General features: G+C 55.2%; 14 protein-coding genes and 1 tRNA gene. 14 read left to right on the top strand and 1 reads right to left on the bottom strand.

The features are described from left to right. The first annotated feature begins 98 nt into the window (after positions 1-98). Both PU683_RS01375 and PU683_RS01370 read left to right on the top strand, forming a co-directional pair. Positions 99-962: a YicC/YloC family endoribonuclease gene (locus PU683_RS01375; RefSeq protein WP_277169760.1), complete on the top strand. Its 864-nt coding sequence runs from the start codon at positions 99-101 to the stop codon at positions 960-962. A 262-nt stretch (positions 963-1,224) separates the two neighbouring features. After that, positions 1,225-1,842, top strand: coding sequence for a trimeric intracellular cation channel family protein (locus PU683_RS01370; protein ID WP_277169759.1), 618 nt, complete (start codon positions 1,225-1,227; stop codon positions 1,840-1,842). Here PU683_RS01370 and ligB read toward each other — a convergent pair. Next, positions 1,836-3,515: an NAD-dependent DNA ligase LigB gene (gene ligB / locus PU683_RS01365; RefSeq protein ID WP_277170466.1), complete on the bottom strand. Its 1,680-nt coding sequence runs from the start codon at positions 3,513-3,515 to the stop codon at positions 1,836-1,838. The genes PU683_RS01370 and ligB overlap by 7 nt on opposite strands. 254 nt (positions 3,516-3,769) lie before the next feature. Here ligB and gmk point away from each other — a divergent pair, with 254 nt between their 5' ends. The 12 genes from gmk to PU683_RS01305 all read left to right on the top strand — a co-directional run bounded on the left by gmk (position 3,770) and on the right by PU683_RS01305 (position 17,727). Next, complete coding sequence (gmk, locus tag PU683_RS01360) at positions 3,770-4,393, top strand: guanylate kinase (RefSeq protein ID WP_042715009.1); 624 nt, start codon at positions 3,770-3,772, stop codon at positions 4,391-4,393. Positions 4,394-4,447: 54 nt separating this feature from the next. Further along, positions 4,448-4,723 carry a DNA-directed RNA polymerase subunit omega gene (gene rpoZ, locus PU683_RS01355; protein WP_007369481.1) on the top strand — a complete coding sequence of 92 codons (276 nt, stop codon included), beginning with the start codon at positions 4,448-4,450 and terminating at the stop codon, positions 4,721-4,723. 18 nt (positions 4,724-4,741) lie between these two features. Continuing rightward, on the top strand, positions 4,742-6,859 hold the full coding sequence (gene spoT / locus PU683_RS01350) for a bifunctional GTP diphosphokinase/guanosine-3',5'-bis pyrophosphate 3'-pyrophosphohydrolase (protein WP_042715011.1): 2,118 nt from the start codon (positions 4,742-4,744) through the stop codon (positions 6,857-6,859). A 4-nt stretch (positions 6,860-6,863) separates the two neighbouring features. Continuing rightward, entirely contained in the window at positions 6,864-7,553 is a 690-nt protein-coding gene (gene trmH / locus PU683_RS01345; RefSeq protein ID WP_277169758.1) for a tRNA (guanosine(18)-2'-O)-methyltransferase TrmH, read from the top strand. Between the two features lie 3 nt (positions 7,554-7,556). Then, positions 7,557-9,638, top strand: coding sequence for an ATP-dependent DNA helicase RecG (gene recG / locus PU683_RS01340; protein WP_277169757.1), 2,082 nt, complete (start codon positions 7,557-7,559; stop codon positions 9,636-9,638). A 125-nt stretch (positions 9,639-9,763) separates the two neighbouring features. Further along, positions 9,764-11,149, top strand: coding sequence for a nucleobase:cation symporter-2 family protein (locus PU683_RS01335; protein WP_277169755.1), 1,386 nt, complete (start codon positions 9,764-9,766; stop codon positions 11,147-11,149). Positions 11,150-11,272: 123 nt separating this feature from the next. Continuing rightward, the gene (locus tag PU683_RS01330) at positions 11,273-12,985 is read left to right on the top strand and encodes an AsmA family protein (RefSeq protein ID WP_277170465.1); all 1,713 of its coding nucleotides are present in this window, start codon (positions 11,273-11,275) and stop codon (positions 12,983-12,985) included. A gap of 384 nt (positions 12,986-13,369) precedes the next feature. Beyond that, positions 13,370-13,464, top strand: a tRNA-Sec gene (locus tag PU683_RS01325). A gap of 188 nt (positions 13,465-13,652) precedes the next feature. Next, complete coding sequence (gene rhuM, locus PU683_RS01320) at positions 13,653-13,820, top strand: RhuM family protein (RefSeq protein WP_277169754.1); 168 nt, start codon at positions 13,653-13,655, stop codon at positions 13,818-13,820. Positions 13,821-14,115: 295 nt separating this feature from the next. Continuing rightward, the gene (locus tag PU683_RS01315; protein ID WP_277169753.1) at positions 14,116-14,694 is read left to right on the top strand and encodes a hypothetical protein; all 579 of its coding nucleotides are present in this window, start codon (positions 14,116-14,118) and stop codon (positions 14,692-14,694) included. Between the two features lie 264 nt (positions 14,695-14,958). Continuing rightward, positions 14,959-16,458 (top strand): pyridoxal-dependent decarboxylase, encoded by a 1,500-nt coding sequence (locus PU683_RS01310; protein ID WP_277169752.1) that lies wholly within the window; start codon positions 14,959-14,961, stop codon positions 16,456-16,458. Positions 16,459-16,668: 210 nt separating this feature from the next. After that, positions 16,669-17,727 carry an AbrB family transcriptional regulator gene (locus tag PU683_RS01305; RefSeq protein WP_277169751.1) on the top strand — a complete coding sequence of 353 codons (1,059 nt, stop codon included), beginning with the start codon at positions 16,669-16,671 and terminating at the stop codon, positions 17,725-17,727. Positions 17,728-17,740: the final 13 nt, after the last annotated feature.

The following is a 17,740-nucleotide window of genomic DNA, read 5'->3' as shown; positions in this document are numbered from 1 at the left end:
TGGCTGCGCATTATACTGGCTTACCCTGGTTATTCCTATCCTGATAAGGCCACCAAAGCTATAATCCCCCGCATCTCTCCTTCAAAACGGGAACGACTATGATCCGCAGTATGACCGCCTACGCCCGGCGTGAAATCAAGGGTGCATGGGGCTCCGCCTCCTGGGAACTGCGCTCGGTTAACCAGCGTTATCTGGAAACTTACTTCCGTCTGCCGGAACAATTCCGCAGCCTTGAACCGGTTGTCCGAGAGCGTCTGCGTACCCGTCTGACCCGCGGTAAAGTGGAATGTACGCTACGCTTTGAGCCAGACGCCAGTGCGCAGGGCGAACTGATTCTGAATGAAAAACTGGCTAAGCAGCTGGTTACCGCCGCTAACTGGGTAAAAATGCAGAGCGACGAGGGTGAAATAAACCCGGTCGATATTCTGCGCTGGCCCGGCGTGATGGCGGCGCAGGAGCAGGATCTCGATGCAATTACCGCTGAAATTCTCGCCGCGCTGGATGGCGCGCTGGACGATTTTATCATCGCCCGCGAAACCGAAGGCCAGGCGCTGAAAGCGTTGATCGAGCAGCGTCTGCAAGGCGTCAGCACCGAAGTCAACAACGTGCGCGCCCATATGCCGGAAATCCTGCAATGGCAGCGTGAACGCCTGGTGAGCAAGCTGGAAGAGGCGCAGGTACAGCTGGAAAACAACCGCCTCGAGCAAGAGCTGGTGATGATGGCGCAGCGTATCGACGTAGCCGAGGAGCTGGACCGACTCGAAGCGCATGTTAAAGAGACCTACAACATCCTGAAGAAGAAGGAAGCTGTGGGTCGCCGCCTCGACTTTATGATGCAGGAGTTCAACCGGGAGTCGAACACGCTGGCCTCTAAATCGATCAATGCGGAAGTGACCAACTCGGCTATTGAGCTGAAAGTGCTTATCGAGCAGATGCGCGAGCAGATTCAGAATATCGAGTAGGCCCCTCATCCCATTCAAAGGCCCGCAAGGGCCTTTTTGGTACTCTGCCACCTGCATATTATTTACTGATAACGACCTTATAATGCCAACGAAGATTGTAGATATATTTAAGTTAATTACCTTAAAATCAATACGTTAATCAAATAAAAATATGATATTAAACATTAGCCAATCTAATCCGAAACGCACCACCTTAGAAAATCTCAACCGCCCCCAGACTGCTTAATCGTTACACTGCACGCTCTTAATTTATGGGGGCGGCATGCTGTTACATATTCTCTATCTGGTTGGTATCACTGCTGAAGCGATGACCGGTGCGCTGGCCGCAGGTCGACGCCGTATGGACACCTTTGGCGTCATTATTATTGCCACCGCGACCGCGCTTGGCGGTGGTTCGGTGCGTGATATCCTGCTTGGTCACTACCCGCTTGGCTGGGTGAAGCATCCGGAGTATGTAATCATCGTTGCCGCCGCCGCTGTGCTGACGACACTCTTTGCGCCAGTCATGCCACACCTGCGCCGCCTCTTTCTGGTGCTGGACGCGCTCGGCCTGGTGGTATTCTCCATTATCGGGGCGCAAATCGCCCTCGATATGGGCGAAGGCCCCGTGATCGCCGTGATTGCGGCTGTCATCACCGGCGTCTTTGGTGGCGTCCTGCGCGATATGTTCTGTAAGCGCATTCCTCTGGTCTTCCAGAAAGAGCTCTATGCCGGGATCGCGTTTGCTGCCGCCGTGTTCTACATCGCGCTGAGCCATGTCGTCACCAATCATGACATCGTGGTGATTACCACCCTGCTGTTTGGCTTCACCAGCCGCCTGCTGGCGATACGCTGGAAGCTGGGTCTGCCGGTTTTTCACTACAGGCATAATGCTCACTGAAAGGCTTTTACGCCCTGCTTCGCAAGCCAGGCCGTCAGCTGCTCAATTACCGGCGCGCGGATAAAAGCGACAATCTGACGTGCTTTTTGTGCGCCGATGGCCGGTAGTTGTTGCCAGGCCAGTTCATCCCGGCTTCGCATCTGTCGCCATGAAACATCGCCCGCGGCGTTGATCGCCGATTGCGGTAGCGGCGTACCGAGCGCATGTAGCCAGCGGTTTAGCGGTCTCTCCCGCGTTAAGGAAAAACGGTGCCAGAGTTGCAGCCCGCGCGCGGGCGACATTCCGGGTGTCGCCTGCAACTGCTCTTTTGTCAGCGCCAGCCAGGAGAAAAGATGCTCAAAATGGTGCGCCTGATGCAGCGTACGCCAGCCACTCTCACTCAATCCGGCTATGTCGAGTGCCTTATCAGAACTGAGCCAGGAGAGGCGGGCAATGAACTGTTGCTGGCAATCCGGCGTGACATAAAAGCAGCTGAGGGGTGTAAAGCGAGCCTCCGGCGGCGTGGGCGGCTGTCGAACAATGTTGCGCCAGACCACACGTTCTACGCGCGGAATCCCCTGCCCGGCGAGGGTGACAGCAATATGATCGCCCGGTGCGATATCTAATGCCTGCCAGCGCTGAACGGACCCAATATTCACGCGCTGTACGCGCTTATCATCAAGTTTTACCGGCTCCAGCAGCGCGACAACGGATATTTTCCCGGTCCGTCCGATGGCAAACTGAATATCCTCTACCACCGCCACCTCTTCTGACGGCTCATATTTCCACGCTACCACCCAGTCGCTTTGTCCGGGTAACCACTCTTTCCCCGCAGGCTCCACGCTGGTGCGCACCACCACGCCATCCGTGACGAAGGGCAGCGGCGTGGTAAACCAGTGTTCGCGCAGGCGCTCTACGTCCTGCACGCTGTTGATCGGGGCGCTGTAGTAGTGTGCCTCTTCAAAGCCCGCATTCTTCAGTGCTATCAGCCGCTGCGCTAAGGTGGCAGGGCCATCGGGCCAGGCCCAGACAAAGAAAGCAAGCTCATTAAGCAGTTCCGGGTTGTCGTGTCGCATCATTGCACCGGCGACTTTTGCTCTGGCATTAAGCCCCCCGGCCTGTTTTTGTATATGCCCCTTGCGACGTAAATAGAGCTCGCCCTGCAAGACGCTATTCACCAGCGCGCCGGTAACAGTTTTAGGGATCGCGGGAATGGCCTGCGCCTTTGCTGTCCACTCCTCGCCCGCAAGACCATTACCCCGGCTGATCGCCTGCGCCAGCCTGCCGTTGCGATAGACCAGCGTGATGGCAACACCATCCACTTTCGGCTGCACCCAAAGATCCTGCTTCCCCCTCATCCACTGCTGCAGCGCCCATTTATCTGCCAGCTTGCGCACCCCGGTATGGGCAACTGGATGAGCGATATTGCCGCCGGGTAAAGCAGGCGAAAAGTCTGCGGATATCATGTTGAAACAGCGCTGCCAGTTCGCCAGCCGCGCGCTCATCCGATCGTAAACATCATCACTCACCTCACTTGCGCCTCTGGACCAGTAATCATCATTCCATTTACTGAGCTGCTGTTTAAGGCGCTTTACTTCATCCTGCGCCCGTGATGGCGACCAGACCGGACAAGCCGCCAGGCTAAACGCACTCCATAGCAGTAGAAAAATGGTGACTCCAGCTCTTTTCCACATCATGCCTCTCCCTTGTGATTGCGGGTTGGTTATAGCGCTGCGGTTAAACACTTTCGAGCGGGAAAAAAGCAGGATGCGAGCGGGGTTCCGGGAAACTTACATGGCAATGAAAACGTGCATAAAAATCAGGAAAGCAGCACGCAAAATCGAATCATTGATGGTAAAACGGGTGACAAAAGCTACGTCACGTAGCGGCGATGTGTATAATAGGCACGTATGTAAGTTCCTATCGCATTCACATACAAAAGACTCTCATGGCTCAAGGCACGCTCTATATTGTTTCCGCCCCCAGCGGCGCGGGTAAATCAAGCCTCATCCAGGCTTTGCTGAAAACCCAACCGTTATACGACACGCAAGTTTCTGTTTCGCATACCACGCGCGCGCCGCGCCCGGGTGAAGTGCACGGTGAACACTACTTCTTCGTTAATCACGATGAGTTCAAAGCGATGATTAGTGAGGATGCGTTTCTTGAGCATGCCGAAGTGTTCGGCAACTATTACGGCACCTCGCGCGCGACCATTGAGCAAGTGCTCTCAACCGGCGTCGATGTGTTTCTTGATATCGACTGGCAGGGCGCGCAGCAAATTCGCACCCGCATGCCGCAGGCGCGCAGCATCTTTATTCTGCCGCCGTCGAAGCTGGAGCTGGATCGCCGCCTGCGTGGCCGCGGCCAGGATAGCGAAGAGGTGATCGCGAAACGTATGGCCCAGGCGGTAGCCGAGATGAGCCATTACGCTGAGTATGATTACCTGATTGTGAATGATGATTTTGATACCGCCCTGGGCGATTTGAAAACCATTATTCGCGCTGAACGTCTGCGCATGAGCCGCCAAAAGCAGCGACATGACGCTTTAATCAGCAAACTATTGGCAGACTGAGCCTGGTTTCAGTATCATGCCCAGTCATTTCTTCACCTGTGGAGCATTTTAAGTATGGCACGCGTAACTGTTCAGGACGCTGTAGAGAAAGTTGGTAACCGTTTTGACCTGGTGCTGGTCGCCGCGCGTCGCGCTCGTCAGATGCAGGTTGGCGGTAAAGATCCGTTAGTACCGGAAGAAAACGATAAAACCACCGTTATCGCGCTGCGCGAAATCGAAGAGGGTCTGATTAATAACCAGATCCTTGATGTACGTGAGCGCCAGGAACAGCAAGAGCAGGAAGCCGCAGAACTGCAGGCCGTTACCGCCATTGCTGAAGGTCGTCGTTAATTAACCTGCAGGTCACCCTTGTATCTGTTTGAAAGCCTGAATCAGCTGATTCAAAACTATCTGCCTGAAGACCAGATCAAACGTCTCAGGCAGGCGTATCTCGTTGCACGTGACGCTCACGAGGGTCAGACACGTTCAAGCGGTGAACCTTATATCACGCACCCGGTAGCGGTGGCCTGTATTCTGGCCGAGATGAAACTCGACTATGAAACGCTGATGGCCGCGTTGCTGCATGACGTGATTGAAGATACCCCCGCCACCTATCAGGATATGGAGCAGCTCTTTGGCAAAAGCGTTGCCGAGCTGGTGGAGGGTGTCTCCAAGCTGGATAAGCTCAAATTCCAGGATAAAAAAGAGGCGCAGGCGGAAAACTTTCGCAAGATGATCATGGCGATGGTGCAGGATATCCGCGTCATCCTTATCAAGCTTGCTGACCGCACCCACAACATGCGCACACTGGGCTCTCTTCGCCCGGACAAGCGTCGCCGCATCGCCCGTGAAACCCTCGAAATCTACAGTCCGCTGGCACACCGTTTAGGTATCCACCACATCAAAACCGAGCTGGAAGAGCTGGGCTTTGAGGCGCTCTACCCAAACCGCTATCGCGTGATCAAAGAAGTGGTAAAAGCCGCGCGCGGCAACCGCAAAGAGATGATTCAAAAAATCCTCTCAGAAATCGAAGGGCGTTTACAGGAAGCGGGAATTCCCTGCCGCGTCAGTGGGCGGGAAAAGCATCTTTACTCCATCTACTGCAAGATGGTGCTTAAAGAGCAGCGTTTTCACTCGATCATGGATATTTACGCCTTTCGCGTTATTGTTCACGATCTCGATACCTGCTATCGCGTACTCGGTCAGATGCACAGCCTCTACAAGCCACGTCCCGGTCGCGTAAAAGACTATATCGCCATTCCCAAGGCGAACGGTTATCAGTCCCTCCATACCTCAATGATTGGCCCGCACGGCGTACCGGTCGAGGTGCAGATCCGTACTGAAGATATGGATCAAATGGCAGAGATGGGGGTTGCCGCGCACTGGGCTTATAAAGAGCATGGCGAAAGCAGCACTACAGCGCAAATCCGCGCCCAGCGCTGGATGCAGAGCCTGCTGGAGCTGCAACAGAGCGCCGGTAGCTCATTCGAATTTATCGAAAGCGTTAAATCTGATCTCTTCCCCGATGAGATTTATGTTTTCACCCCCGAAGGCCGCATTGTCGAACTGCCTGCTGGTGCGACGCCGGTGGATTTTGCCTATGCGGTACATACGGATATCGGTCACGCCTGCGTTGGCGCGCGCGTCGATCGCCAGCCTTACCCGCTGTCGCAGTCCCTCTCAAGCGGCCAGACGGTGGAGATCATCACCGCGCCGGGCGCTCGCCCGAACGCCGCCTGGCTGAACTTTGTCGTCAGTTCGAAAGCGCGCGCGAAGATCCGCCAGATGCTGAAAAATCTCAAGCGCGACGACTCCGTGAGCCTCGGCCGTCGCCTGCTGAATCACGCGCTGGGCGGAAGCCGCAAGCTGGCAGAGATTCCGCAGGAGCATATTCAGCGCGAACTGGAGCGTATGCGGCTGGCGTCGCTTGACGATCTGCTGGCAGAAATCGGCCTTGGCAACGCAATGAGCGTTGTGGTGGCGAAGAATCTACAGCAAGGGGAAGCCACGCCGGGCACCGCAGCACCGACCGGCGCTAACACGGCGCATCTGCCGATTAAAGGCGCAGACGGCGTGCTGATCACCTTCGCCAAATGCTGCCGTCCGATCCCCGGCGACCCGATTGTCGCCCACGTCAGCCCTGGTAAAGGGCTGGTTATTCACCATGAGTCCTGCCGTAATATTCGTGGCTACCAGAAAGAGCCAGAGAAGTTTATGGCCGTGGAGTGGGATAAAGAGACGGCGCAAGAGTTTATCACCGAGATCAAGGTGGACATGTTTAACCACCAGGGCGCGCTGGCTAACCTGACGGCGGCCATTAACACCGCCACTTCCAATATTCAGAGCCTGAATACGGAAGAGAAAGATGGTCGCGTTTATAGTGCGTTCATCCGCCTGACGGCGCGCGACCGCGTTCATCTGGCGAATATCATGCGTAAAATTCGCGTGATGCCGGATGTGATTAAAGTCACCCGTAACCGAAACTGATTGTATGAATGCTCAGCGTTATGCGCGAATCCGCGAGATGCTCGCCAGGCGTCAGCCGGATCTGACGGTCTGCATGGAGCAGGTCCATAAGCCTCATAACGTCTCTGCCATAATCCGCACTGCGGATGCCGTCGGCGTGCATGAAGTACACGCCGTCTGGCCGGGGAACCGCATGCGCACCATGGCCTCGTCCGCCGCAGGCAGCAACAGCTGGGTGGAGGTTAAAACCCACCGAACCATTGAGGATGCCGTCGGCGTGCTCAAGCAGCGCGGCATGCAGATCCTTGCCACCCATCTCTCGGATAAAGCCGTCGACTTCCGTGAAATCGACTACACCCGCCCGACCTGTATTTTGATGGGGCAGGAGAAAACCGGCATTACCCAGCAAGCGCTGGATCTCGCGGACCAGGATATCATCATTCCGATGACTGGCATGGTGCAGTCGCTCAATGTCTCCGTTGCCTCGGCGCTCATCCTCTACGAAGCGCAGCGCCAGCGGCAAAACGCCGGCATGTATAAGCGTGAAAACAGCATGTTGCCGGACGCCGAGCAGCAGCGCCTGCTGTTCGAAGGCGGCTACCCCGTTCTGGCTCGCGTCGCGAAACAAAAAGGCCTGCCTTACCCTTATGTCAATAATGAGGGGCAGATTGAAGCCGACCCGACGTGGTGGGCAACGATGCAGGCCGCGAGGTAACCGATGAAAGGGAAGCTGCTCGATGCGGTGCCACTGAGTTCGCTGACCGGCGTTGGCGCAGCGCAGAGCAGCAAGCTGGCGAAAATTGGCCTGCATACCGTTCAGGATCTGCTGTTACACCTTCCCCTGCGCTACGAAGATCGTACCCAACTCTACCCCATTGCCGACCTGCTGCCGGGCATCTACGCCACGGTAGAGGGCGAAGTGCTGAACTGTAACGTCACGTTCGGTGGTCGCCGGATGATGACCTGCCAGATAAGCGATGGCTCCGGCATGCTCACCATGCGCTTTTTCAACTTCAACGCGGCGATGAAAAACAGCCTTGCGGTTGGCCGCCGCGTGCTGGCCTACGGTGAAGCGAAACGCGGAAAGTATGGCGCAGAGATGATCCACCCAGAGTATCGGGTACAGGGGGATCTCAGCACCCCGGACCTTCAGGAGACGCTGACACCGGTCTACCCAACGACCGAAGGCGTTAAGCAGGCCACCCTGCGTAAATTAACCGATCAAGCGCTGGAACTGCTGGCAACCTGCGCCATCAGCGAACTGCTGCCGCCGGAGCTGGCGCAGGGTTTGATGAGCCTGCCAGAAGCGCTGCATACGCTGCATCGCCCGCCGCCGTCGCTGCAATTAAGCGAACTGGAGAGCGGGCAGCACCCCGCCCAGCGCCGACTGATCCTTGAAGAGCTGCTCGCTCATAACCTGAGCATGCTGGCGCTTCGCGCCGGTGCACAGCGTTACCATGCGCTGTCGCTCACCGCTAACGATACGTTGAAAGAGCAACTGCTCGCCTCCCTGCCCTTTAAACCCACTGGCGCACAGGCGCGGGTGGTGGCGGAAATTGAACGCGACATGGCGCTGGATATGCCGATGATGCGTCTGGTCCAGGGCGACGTTGGATCGGGTAAAACGCTGGTGGCGGCGCTTGCCGCCCTGCGCGCGATCGCCAATGGCAAGCAGGTGGCGATGATGGCACCGACCGAACTGCTGGCAGAGCAGCACGCCAATAACTTCCGCGCCTGGTTTGCTCCGCTCGGTATCGAAGTCGGCTGGCTGGCGGGCAAGCAGAAAGGTAAAGCGCGCCAGGCGCAGCAGGAGGCGATTGCCAGCGGTCAGGTGCAGATGGTGGTCGGCACGCACGCCATTTTCCAGGAGCAGGTGCAGTTTAACGGCCTGGCGCTGGTGATTATTGATGAGCAGCACCGCTTTGGCGTCCACCAGCGGCTGGCGCTGTGGGAAAAGGGGCAGCAGCAGGGCTTCCATCCCCATCAGCTGATTATGACCGCCACGCCGATCCCGCGCACGCTGGCGATGACGGCGTATGCCGATCTCGATACCTCGGTGATTGATGAACTGCCGCCGGGCCGTACGCCGGTGACCACGGTCGCCATCCCTGATACGCGCCGCAGCGAGATTATCGATCGCGTCCGCAGCGCCTGCACCGGCGAAGGTCGCCAGGCCTACTGGGTCTGTACGCTGATTGAAGAGTCGGATCTGCTGGAAGCCCAGGCGGCGGAAGCAACCTGGGAAGAGTTGAAGCTGGCGCTGCCGGAGTTAAACGTCGGGCTGGTGCATGGCCGCATGAAGCCGACCGAGAAACAGACGGTGATGCAGGCCTTTAAACAGGGCGAGCTGCACCTGCTGGTCGCTACCACGGTGATTGAGGTTGGCGTGGATGTGCCAAACTCCAGCCTGATGATTATTGAGAATCCAGAACGTCTCGGTCTTGCGCAACTTCACCAGTTGCGCGGGCGCGTCGGACGTGGCGCGGTCGCCTCGCACTGTGTGCTGCTCTATAAATCCCCGCTGTCGAAAACGGCGCAAAAGCGCCTGCAGGTGCTGCGCGACAGCAACGACGGCTTTGTGATTGCGCAAAAAGATCTTGAGATCCGTGGCCCGGGCGAACTGCTGGGTACTCGCCAGACCGGCAATGCTGAGTTCAAAGTCGCCGATCTGCTGCGCGACCAGGCGATGATCCCTGAAGTGCAACGCGTCGCGCGCCACATTCACGAACGTTACCCTCAGCTGGCTGAAGCGCTGATTGATCGCTGGATGCCGGAAACGGAACGCTACTCCAACGCCTGATTTTTAGAACCTGATGACGCGGGATCAACCTCCTTTAGAAAAGTATGCTCCCGACGTAAGCAACCGTTTGCTTTTACCCTTCAGTCCGATAAAATCAGCGCTTTTCCATCAGGGGATAGCTTGAGATGTCCGTAAACACCATCGAGTCGGAAAATGCGCAACCGGTTGCGCAGACTCAACCCAGCGAATTGATCTACCGTCTTGAAGATCGTCCCCCTTTCCCGCAAACACTGTTTGCTGCGCTGCAACATCTGCTGGCGATGTTCGTTGGCGTTATCACACCCGCGCTGCTGATCTGCCAGGCGCTGGGTTTACCGGCTCAGGATACTCAACACATTCTCAGCATGTCGCTCTTCGCTTCCGGCGTCGCGTCCCTGATTCAAATTAAAGCCTGGGGCCCGGTCGGTTCCGGGCTGCTCTCAATCCAGGGCACCAGCTTTAACTTTGTGGCGCCGCTGATTATGGGCGGTACGGCACTGAAAACCGGCGGTGCCGATGTGCCGACGATGATGGCAGCGCTGTTTGGCACCTTAATGCTGGCAAGCTGTACCGAGATGGTTATCTCGCGCATTCTGCCGCTGGCGCGCCGCATTATCACTCCGCTGGTTTCCGGCGTGGTGGTGATGATTATCGGCCTGTCGCTAATCCAGGTTGGGCTGACCTCCGTCGGCGGCGGCTTCGCGGCAATGGGCAACCACACCTTTGGCGCGCCGAAAAACCTGCTGCTGGCAGGCGTGGTACTCGGGCTGATTATCCTGCTGAATCGCCAGCGTAACCCCTATCTGCGTATCGCCTCTCTGGTGATCGCGATGGCGGTTGGCTATGTGCTGGCAATGTTTATGGGCATGCTGCCGGAGTACAACGCGCCGGAGAGTACCTTTATGGTGCCGACACCGCTCTATTACGGCCTGAGCATCGACTGGAGCCTGCTGCTGCCGCTGATGCTGGTCTTTATGATCACCTCCCTGGAGACCATCGGTGATATCACCGCCACCTCCGACGTCTCTGAACAGCCGGTTTCCGGCCCGCTCTATATGAAGCGGCTGAAAGGTGGCGTGCTGGCAAATGGTCTTAACTCCTTTGTCTCTGCCGTGTTCAATACCTTTCCCAACTCCTGCTTCGGTCAGAATAATGGCGTGATCCAGCTGACCGGCGTCGCCAGCCGTTATATCGGCTTCTTTATCGCGGTGATGCTGATGCTGCTTGGCCTCTTCCCGGCGGTGAGCGCTTTTGTGCAGCAGTTACCGGAGCCGGTACTCGGTGGAGCCACGCTGGTGATGTTCGGTACCATCGCTGCCTCCGGCGTGCGCATCGTCTCCCGCGAACCGCTTAATCGCCGCGCGATCCTGATTATCGCACTGTCGCTGGCGGTGGGTTTAGGCGTGTCGCAGCAGCCGCAGATCCTGCAGTTTGCGCCGGACTGGCTGAAAAACCTGCTCTCCTCAGGTATCGCGGCAGGCGGGATTACCGCGATTGTTCTGAACCTGATCTTCCCACCTGAAAAAGAGTAAATTTCTGCGCGCGGCAACGGAGGAGCCTCTGTTGCCGCAGCAATTTCCTTTCATCATTCCTCCCTTGAGCATCGCGCACAATTCGTGCATAACTCCCTTACGGTTACGTGAGGGAGGAAGATGATGAAATTTCTTGGGAAGCTGCTGTTAGCGGTCGTTATTATCCTGTTTGTGCTGCTGCTGGCGGCTTACTTCCTGCTGCAAACCCGCTGGGGCGCGACGCAAGCGAGCCAGTGGATCAGCAACAACAGCGATTATCACCTCACCTTCGACGCCATTGACCACCGCTTCTCTTCCCCTTCACATCTGGTATTGAAAGGCGTGAGCTTCGGCCGCAAAGGCCAGCCAGCAACGCTGGTGGCAAAATTGGTTGATATTGGCCTCAGCAGCCGGCAACTCACCGACCCGTTGCATGCCGACACCATTCTGTTACAGGACGGCACACTCAATCTCTCACCCACCGCTGCGCCGCTGCCTTTCCAGGCCGATCGCCTGCAGCTGCGCAATATGGCCTTTAACAGCCCGGCAACTGGCTGGGAGTTAAGCGCCCAGCGCGTTACCGGCGGTATCTCGCCCTGGCAGCCGACGGCGGGCAATGTGATTGGCAGTAAAGCACAGTTGCAGATGAGCGCCGGTTCGCTGACGTTAAATGGTGTTCCCGCCAGCAATGTGCTGATTCAGGGCAGTATCGATAAAGATGTGGTGACGTTAACTACCCTCGGTGCCGATATGGCACGCGGCTCGCTGACAGGTGATGCAAAGCGCAGCGCCGATGGCAGCTGGGTGGTGAATAATCTGCGTCTTAATGATATTCGCCTGCAAAGCGATAAGTCGCTACAGGATTTCTTTGCTCCGCTCACGACCCTGCCTTCGCTGAAAATCGGCCGTGTCGACGTTACCGACGCCACGTTGCAGGGGCCAGAGTGGGCGGTGACAGACCTCGACCTTAGCTTGCGCAACCTGACCTTCAGGAAGGGCGACTGGGAGAGCGAAGAGGGCAAGCTGTCGATGAATGCCAGCGAGTTTATCTACGGTTCGCTGCACTTCTTCGACCCGATCCTTAATGCCAACTTCTCCCCGCAGGGCATTGCACTGCAGCAATTCACCTCCCGCTGGGAAAACGGCATGGTGCGCACCTCTGGTAACTGGTACCGCACAGGCAAAGCGCTGGTGCTGGATGATGCGGCGTTTGCCGGGCTGGAATACACCCTGCCGGCAAACTGGAAACAGCTATGGATGGACGATCTGCCCTCATGGCTGAATAGCCTGGTGCTGAAAAAATTCAGCGCCAGCCGCAACCTGGTGATTGATATCGATCCGACGTTCCCATGGCAGCTCACCGCGCTGGACGGGTATGGCAACAATGTGCAGCTGGTGCGCGAGCGGAAATGGGGTGTCTGGAGCGGAAATGCGAAGCTGAACGCCGCCGCAGGAACCTTTAACCGCGTCGATGTGCGCCGCCCATCGCTGGCGCTGAATGCCAACAGCAACACGGTCAATATCACCGAGCTCAGTGCCTTTACCGGCCAGGGGCTGCTGGAAGCGAGAGCGGTGGTTGCGCAAACGCCGGATCGCAGCGTTAATGTCAGCCTCAACGGGCGCGGCGTGTCGGTCAATGTTTTGCAGGCGTGGGGCTGGCCGGCAGTGCCGATTGGTGGCGAAGGCAATCTGCAGTTAACCGCCAGCGGTCAGATACGCGCCGAAGCGCCGTTAAAACCCTCCGTCAATGGCGAGTTGCAGGCGGTCAACGCGCAAAAACAGCAAATTAAGCAGAGCATGCACAGCGGCACGGTGAGCGCAGGCGGTGCCGCCGCGCCGTCACAGGCGACGCCGTAACCCCCTGCCGGTAAGCATTAGCGCTAACTTCTGCACTCTTAACGGCTGCGCTTATCCAGTCTGCGTTTGACCTTTCTCAGACCCGGTAAACCGTTAACGGTACCGGGCATTTCCTTACCTGATGTCATATTCAGACCCATTTGTCTCTTTCCAGCCGCTTAACATCGTCGCGTTTAAAGAAATAATGCTTTTACGCCATCGTTTTACGGATAAAAACAACGATTTTTTAATTTCTGAAAAAATGTAACCAATGGAAAAGATAGGATTTTATCTTAAACGGCCAGAGAAGGCGGAAGCATAATGCGAAAATTTAGGGCAGAGGGATGTGGTAAATCACTGAAAGTAGCTATAATGCGCCCCGCCTCCATGTAGCAATGCAGGCGCGGAAGATCGTCATCTCCGGTGAGGTGGCTGGACTTCAAATCCAGTTGGGGCCGCCAGCGGTCCCGGGCAGGTTCGACTCCTGTGATCTTCCGCCAAAATTAAGCCTCTGATCGGCACATCTCTAAATATCACTTCTTATTTACACCAGGCTATTTACAGGCTGCGCGCGTATTACATTAATTAAGCGTCACGCTTGTTTTATCTGTTTTCGGTATCGTACGCGACGCCCTCCAGCGCTTTTCTTGCCAAAGATTTAAGCCAATTATCTACGTAAGCCGATGAGATGCGTAAGTATAATGTCGCGGTTGCCAAAAATTTCCTGCCGCAAAATGAAGCCGGGAAGTTCGACCAAATAGTTAATATGTGGCTGGATTTTGCAGAAGAACAGGCTCGTCGTCGTAAGCAAATATGCCTGCCATTGAACGATTGGGAGGTTTTAGAAGACGCATGAAAGATAAATAAAAATAGCCAATAAGAAAGCGTTAGCTGAATTTTATCGCCTCACCGATCAGCCTTAATTTTATTTACCGATTAAAATAGCAGTTATTTCCATATAAATAAAAAAAACAACTCCACAATAAATACACCGTTCAACAGAAACATACTTCCGATAATTTTATTTTCGGATGTTTCGCCACCCCTGCATTTATTAATCATGATATCGTTTTTCGCCATACCACCCCCTAAAATTAATAGCAATGCATTAATAAAACATTTATATCAATCCAACCAATCGAGGAAAAATAATGAATGTAAGGGATGCTACCTTTTCTGATATCGAACTGATTTGCGACCTGCTTGCTGAGGCATTCTATGACGATATTCTTATTGAGTCGGCCTTTCCGGCGCCTGAAAGGCGAAGAGAGGCGCTGCGCAGCTTCTTCAGGATCTATGCCGAAGTCGCGCTACGTAAAGGCGGCGCTATTATTGATGAAAATAATGCCGGTGCGCTAATATATTTTCATTACGACTCAGAAAATATTACCGATGAGATCCTGTTCAAACAGTTACGGGATGAATATAGCGCCGATTACGCCACCATGGCCTATTTAATGCACAAACTTAGTGCTTATCATCCAAAAACTCCGCATTTCTATATTTTCGTGCTTGCTATTCCTGGTCAGGATCGCGGTATAGACGTTATTCACGCATTAATGTCCCGGTTAATCCATCTACAGGACATCGCAGGCGTTCCTTGCTATGCCGAATGTACAACTGCGCGTGTGCAACGTCTCGCCGGGCGGCTCGGCTTCAAACCTGCAGAGTTTAAACTTTGCCTCGACGGTTTCCCTGAGCTTTATCCTATTTTAAGAGAACCGCAATAACCGCTCATTTAAATACCATTACAGGCGCAAAGGATTGTGATGAATACTATTAATAAAAACCAACCCAGAACAGCAAGAAAATATCAGGACGTAGCAAAGTCATTATTCCCTTCAGCGTTTTCTGATAAATATGATGCCCTTTCTGAAAACATTACACGTATTTCCGATCATATAAACAGATTACGTCCTGAATATAATGGTCCGGCGTGGTTAGGTAACAGCGGTGAACTTGATGTGAATTACAAGAGTATCAAGGTTGCTGAAATGGCCGATAATTTACGCCAGTGCGAGGATGTCATTAACGAGACGGCATCACTTTTTCACGGTATGCCGAACTGGGGACATCCATTAGCGATGTGCAATACCATTCCCCAGGGAAACACAGCCTCGATTATTGCAGGCATGATCGCCCAGGCATTCTCCCCCAATATTGTATCGGGGGAGTACTCCTGGAACGTTCAGCGCGCTGAACTGGAAAGCGCCGGGATGCTGGCGAACCTGATTGGCTGGGATGCGCCGCGCGCTGGCGGGCTCTATACCTACGGGGGTTCTGGCTGCTGGACCTATCATGTTAAATACGCTCTGACGCGCGTTCTGCCCGAATCCAGACGCGAAGGAATACGCATCAACGCGAAGGTTCTCTGCTCCCAGCAGGCGCATTACACCATGCTGAACAGCACAGACTGGACCGGTCTCGGAACGGATAATGTTATCTGCATCAAAACCGATCCGAAGACCAACGCGATGGATCTAAAAGATCTGGAAGCGGTGTTGATTGCACTGCAGATGCAAAATATTCCGGTTGCGTCAGTTGTCTGCACGATGGGAACGACCGATGCTAACGCCTTCGATCCGGTGGCTGACGTGCGCCGCTTACTGGATCGCTATCGCAACGCCGCGCCTTACGGTAAGGCGCTACTCTACTGCGATGCAGTCACCAGTTGGTCGTGGCTGGCCTTCCAGAAATATGACTTTACCGCTAACCCGCTGCAGTTCACCGAAGCGTTACTACCGATGATGAAGAGCAACGCCCGGGCGCTAGAGAAGATGAAATACGCAGACGCGATCGGCATTGATTTTCATAAGGCCGGCTTTGCGCCCTATATCAGCAGTTTCTTTGCTTATCGCGATGCCGGCGAGTTTGAAGCTCTGTTGCAGCGTCCCGGCTCGGCTTATCTGCAGTCCCGTACGGATTACAATCCTTACCACTACACGCTTGAAGTTTCGCGCGCGGCAACCGGCGCGGTCGCAGGCTGGGCGACACTAAAATACTTTGGCTATGAGGGTTTCCAGGCATGTCTGGGTGCCATCCTGGAAAATCATCTGGTGATGCGTAATCTCCTGCAAAGGGAGCGATCTACGGTATGCGTCAATCCGCAGGATAATGGCATGGTTACCCTGCTCCGCATCTATCCCCGGGGCATCGACGCGCAGGAGCAGTATCAGCGTGAACTCACCGATCCCGCTTATAAGCCGCAGCTGTCGGCGCATAATCAGTTAACGCTGGCAATTGGCAATAAACTCTATGAATGGTTTCGCGCAGGCAAGAAGGTTAACGGTATGTATACGCCCTACATGAGCTTTACCACCGGCTTCTGCGTCACCGGGTACAACCGCGATGCGGCCGATCCGGATGCGAAAGTGTTCGCGCTGAAAATCTACATTATGAACATGCATCTGACGCCGGAGCTGATGAAGCACGTGCTGGATTGCATTATGGCGGCACGGGATGAAGTAAGGGGCAGGAATTACAACAATAAATAGATGACATTATTTTTGCTAATAGAAGCGGCACAGGGTGTAAATGATTTTTGATTTACACCTTTTATTTAAAAAGAGTCTCGTGTTTGCAGTCCGCAGAGAGAGCGCTTACAGTCCAATAACCTGATTTACTTTTCAATTTATTGATAGCGGGAAGCGTATGTTATCCAACCTCTTTATTCGTATTGCGGCGACACAAAAGGATTGCCTTTAATGGCAGTTTTTTTGCCCACACAGCGTAATTGGGTCTCTCTGGTTGCACTCTCGGTTGTACTGGTGTTATCGATGGAGTGGCTCCATCTTCCTGCCGCCCTGCTGCTTGGCCCCATGTTCGCGGGCATTCTTCTTGCCATCAATGGGCGGCCCGTTACCATTAATAAACAGGGCTTTAGCGCCGCGCAGGCGGTGGTTGGCGCAATGATTGCCCACGCCATTCCGCCGTCGGTATTTGGTCGTATCGCCGCCGACTGGCCGCTATTTGTGCTCTGTATTTTCTCGGTGATTTTCGCCAGCGCGATTCTCGGCTGGATCATGGCGAAGCTACAGGTCTTTCCCGGCTCGACCGCAATTTGGGGTTCATCGCCCGGCGCGGCGGCGGCGATGACCATAATGGCGGAAAGCTTCGGTGCCGATGTACGCCTGGTGGCGTTTATGCAGTATCTGCGGGTGATGGTGGTGGCGCTGGTCGCGGTGCTGGTCACCCGCATCGGTATGGGGGCAGAGAGCGCCGAGCATGCGGTGGCCACCTTCACGCTGTTCGGCCCGCTGCGCGTGTGGCCGTTTATGGCAACGTTATTACTGATTACGGTCGGCTTTCTGATTGCCAGACGGGTGAAGCTCCCCTCGGGGCCGCTACTGATTACGCTCGCGCTGGGAATGATTGTCGAGGATAGCGGCTTACTGATGCTGGAATTGCCGTCGTGGCTGCTGGCGCTCTCTTACGCCCTTATCGGCTGGAGTATTGGCCTGCGCTTTACGCGCGAGATTGTGCTCTACGCCGCCCGCGCCCTGCCGCGTGTGCTGCTGTCGGTATTGACGCTGGTAGCGATCTGCTGCGGTTTCGCCTTCCTGCTGGTGAAATTCGCCGGCATCGATCCGCTCACCGCCTATCTTGCCACCAGCCCCGGCGGCGCGGATACGGTAGCGATTATCGCCTCATCAAGCCATGTCGATATCGCCTTTGTGATGGCGATGCAGACCGGACGCTTTATTGTGGTGCTGATTACCGGCCCGGCGATCTCACGCTTTGTTGCGAAGCGGCTGGGAAGATAATTCACGCGTGTGT

It is taken from the genome of Candidatus Kosakonia sp. 282A-S69 (assembly GCF_029433855.1).
Taxonomy (GTDB): domain Bacteria; phylum Pseudomonadota; class Gammaproteobacteria; order Enterobacterales; family Enterobacteriaceae; genus Kosakonia; species Kosakonia cowanii_A.
Note: the sequence above shows the minus strand (reverse complement) of the source record. Positions and strands in the feature narration are given on the sequence as shown.

What these genes read in the sequence shown, in the direction of transcription:
- PU683_RS01375 (WP_277169760.1), top strand. Translation starts at nt 99, where the DNA reads ATGATCCGCAGTATGACCGCCTACGCCCGGCGTGAAATCAAGGGTGCA.
- PU683_RS01370 (WP_277169759.1), top strand. Translation starts at nt 1,225, where the DNA reads ATGCTGTTACATATTCTCTATCTGGTTGGTATCACTGCTGAAGCGATG.
- ligB (WP_277170466.1), bottom strand. Translation starts at nt 3,515, where the DNA reads ATGTGGAAAAGAGCTGGAGTCACCATTTTTCTACTGCTATGGAGTGCG.
- gmk (WP_042715009.1), top strand. Translation starts at nt 3,770, where the DNA reads ATGGCTCAAGGCACGCTCTATATTGTTTCCGCCCCCAGCGGCGCGGGT.
- rpoZ (WP_007369481.1), top strand. Translation starts at nt 4,448, where the DNA reads ATGGCACGCGTAACTGTTCAGGACGCTGTAGAGAAAGTTGGTAACCGT.
- trmH (WP_277169758.1), top strand. Translation starts at nt 6,864, where the DNA reads ATGAATGCTCAGCGTTATGCGCGAATCCGCGAGATGCTCGCCAGGCGT.
- recG (WP_277169757.1), top strand. Translation starts at nt 7,557, where the DNA reads ATGAAAGGGAAGCTGCTCGATGCGGTGCCACTGAGTTCGCTGACCGGC.
- PU683_RS01335 (WP_277169755.1), top strand. Translation starts at nt 9,764, where the DNA reads ATGTCCGTAAACACCATCGAGTCGGAAAATGCGCAACCGGTTGCGCAG.
- PU683_RS01330 (WP_277170465.1), top strand. Translation starts at nt 11,273, where the DNA reads ATGAAATTTCTTGGGAAGCTGCTGTTAGCGGTCGTTATTATCCTGTTT.
- rhuM (WP_277169754.1), top strand. Translation starts at nt 13,653, where the DNA reads ATGCGTAAGTATAATGTCGCGGTTGCCAAAAATTTCCTGCCGCAAAAT.
- PU683_RS01315 (WP_277169753.1), top strand. Translation starts at nt 14,116, where the DNA reads ATGAATGTAAGGGATGCTACCTTTTCTGATATCGAACTGATTTGCGAC.
- PU683_RS01310 (WP_277169752.1), top strand. Translation starts at nt 14,959, where the DNA reads ATGGCCGATAATTTACGCCAGTGCGAGGATGTCATTAACGAGACGGCA.
- PU683_RS01305 (WP_277169751.1), top strand. Translation starts at nt 16,669, where the DNA reads ATGGCAGTTTTTTTGCCCACACAGCGTAATTGGGTCTCTCTGGTTGCA.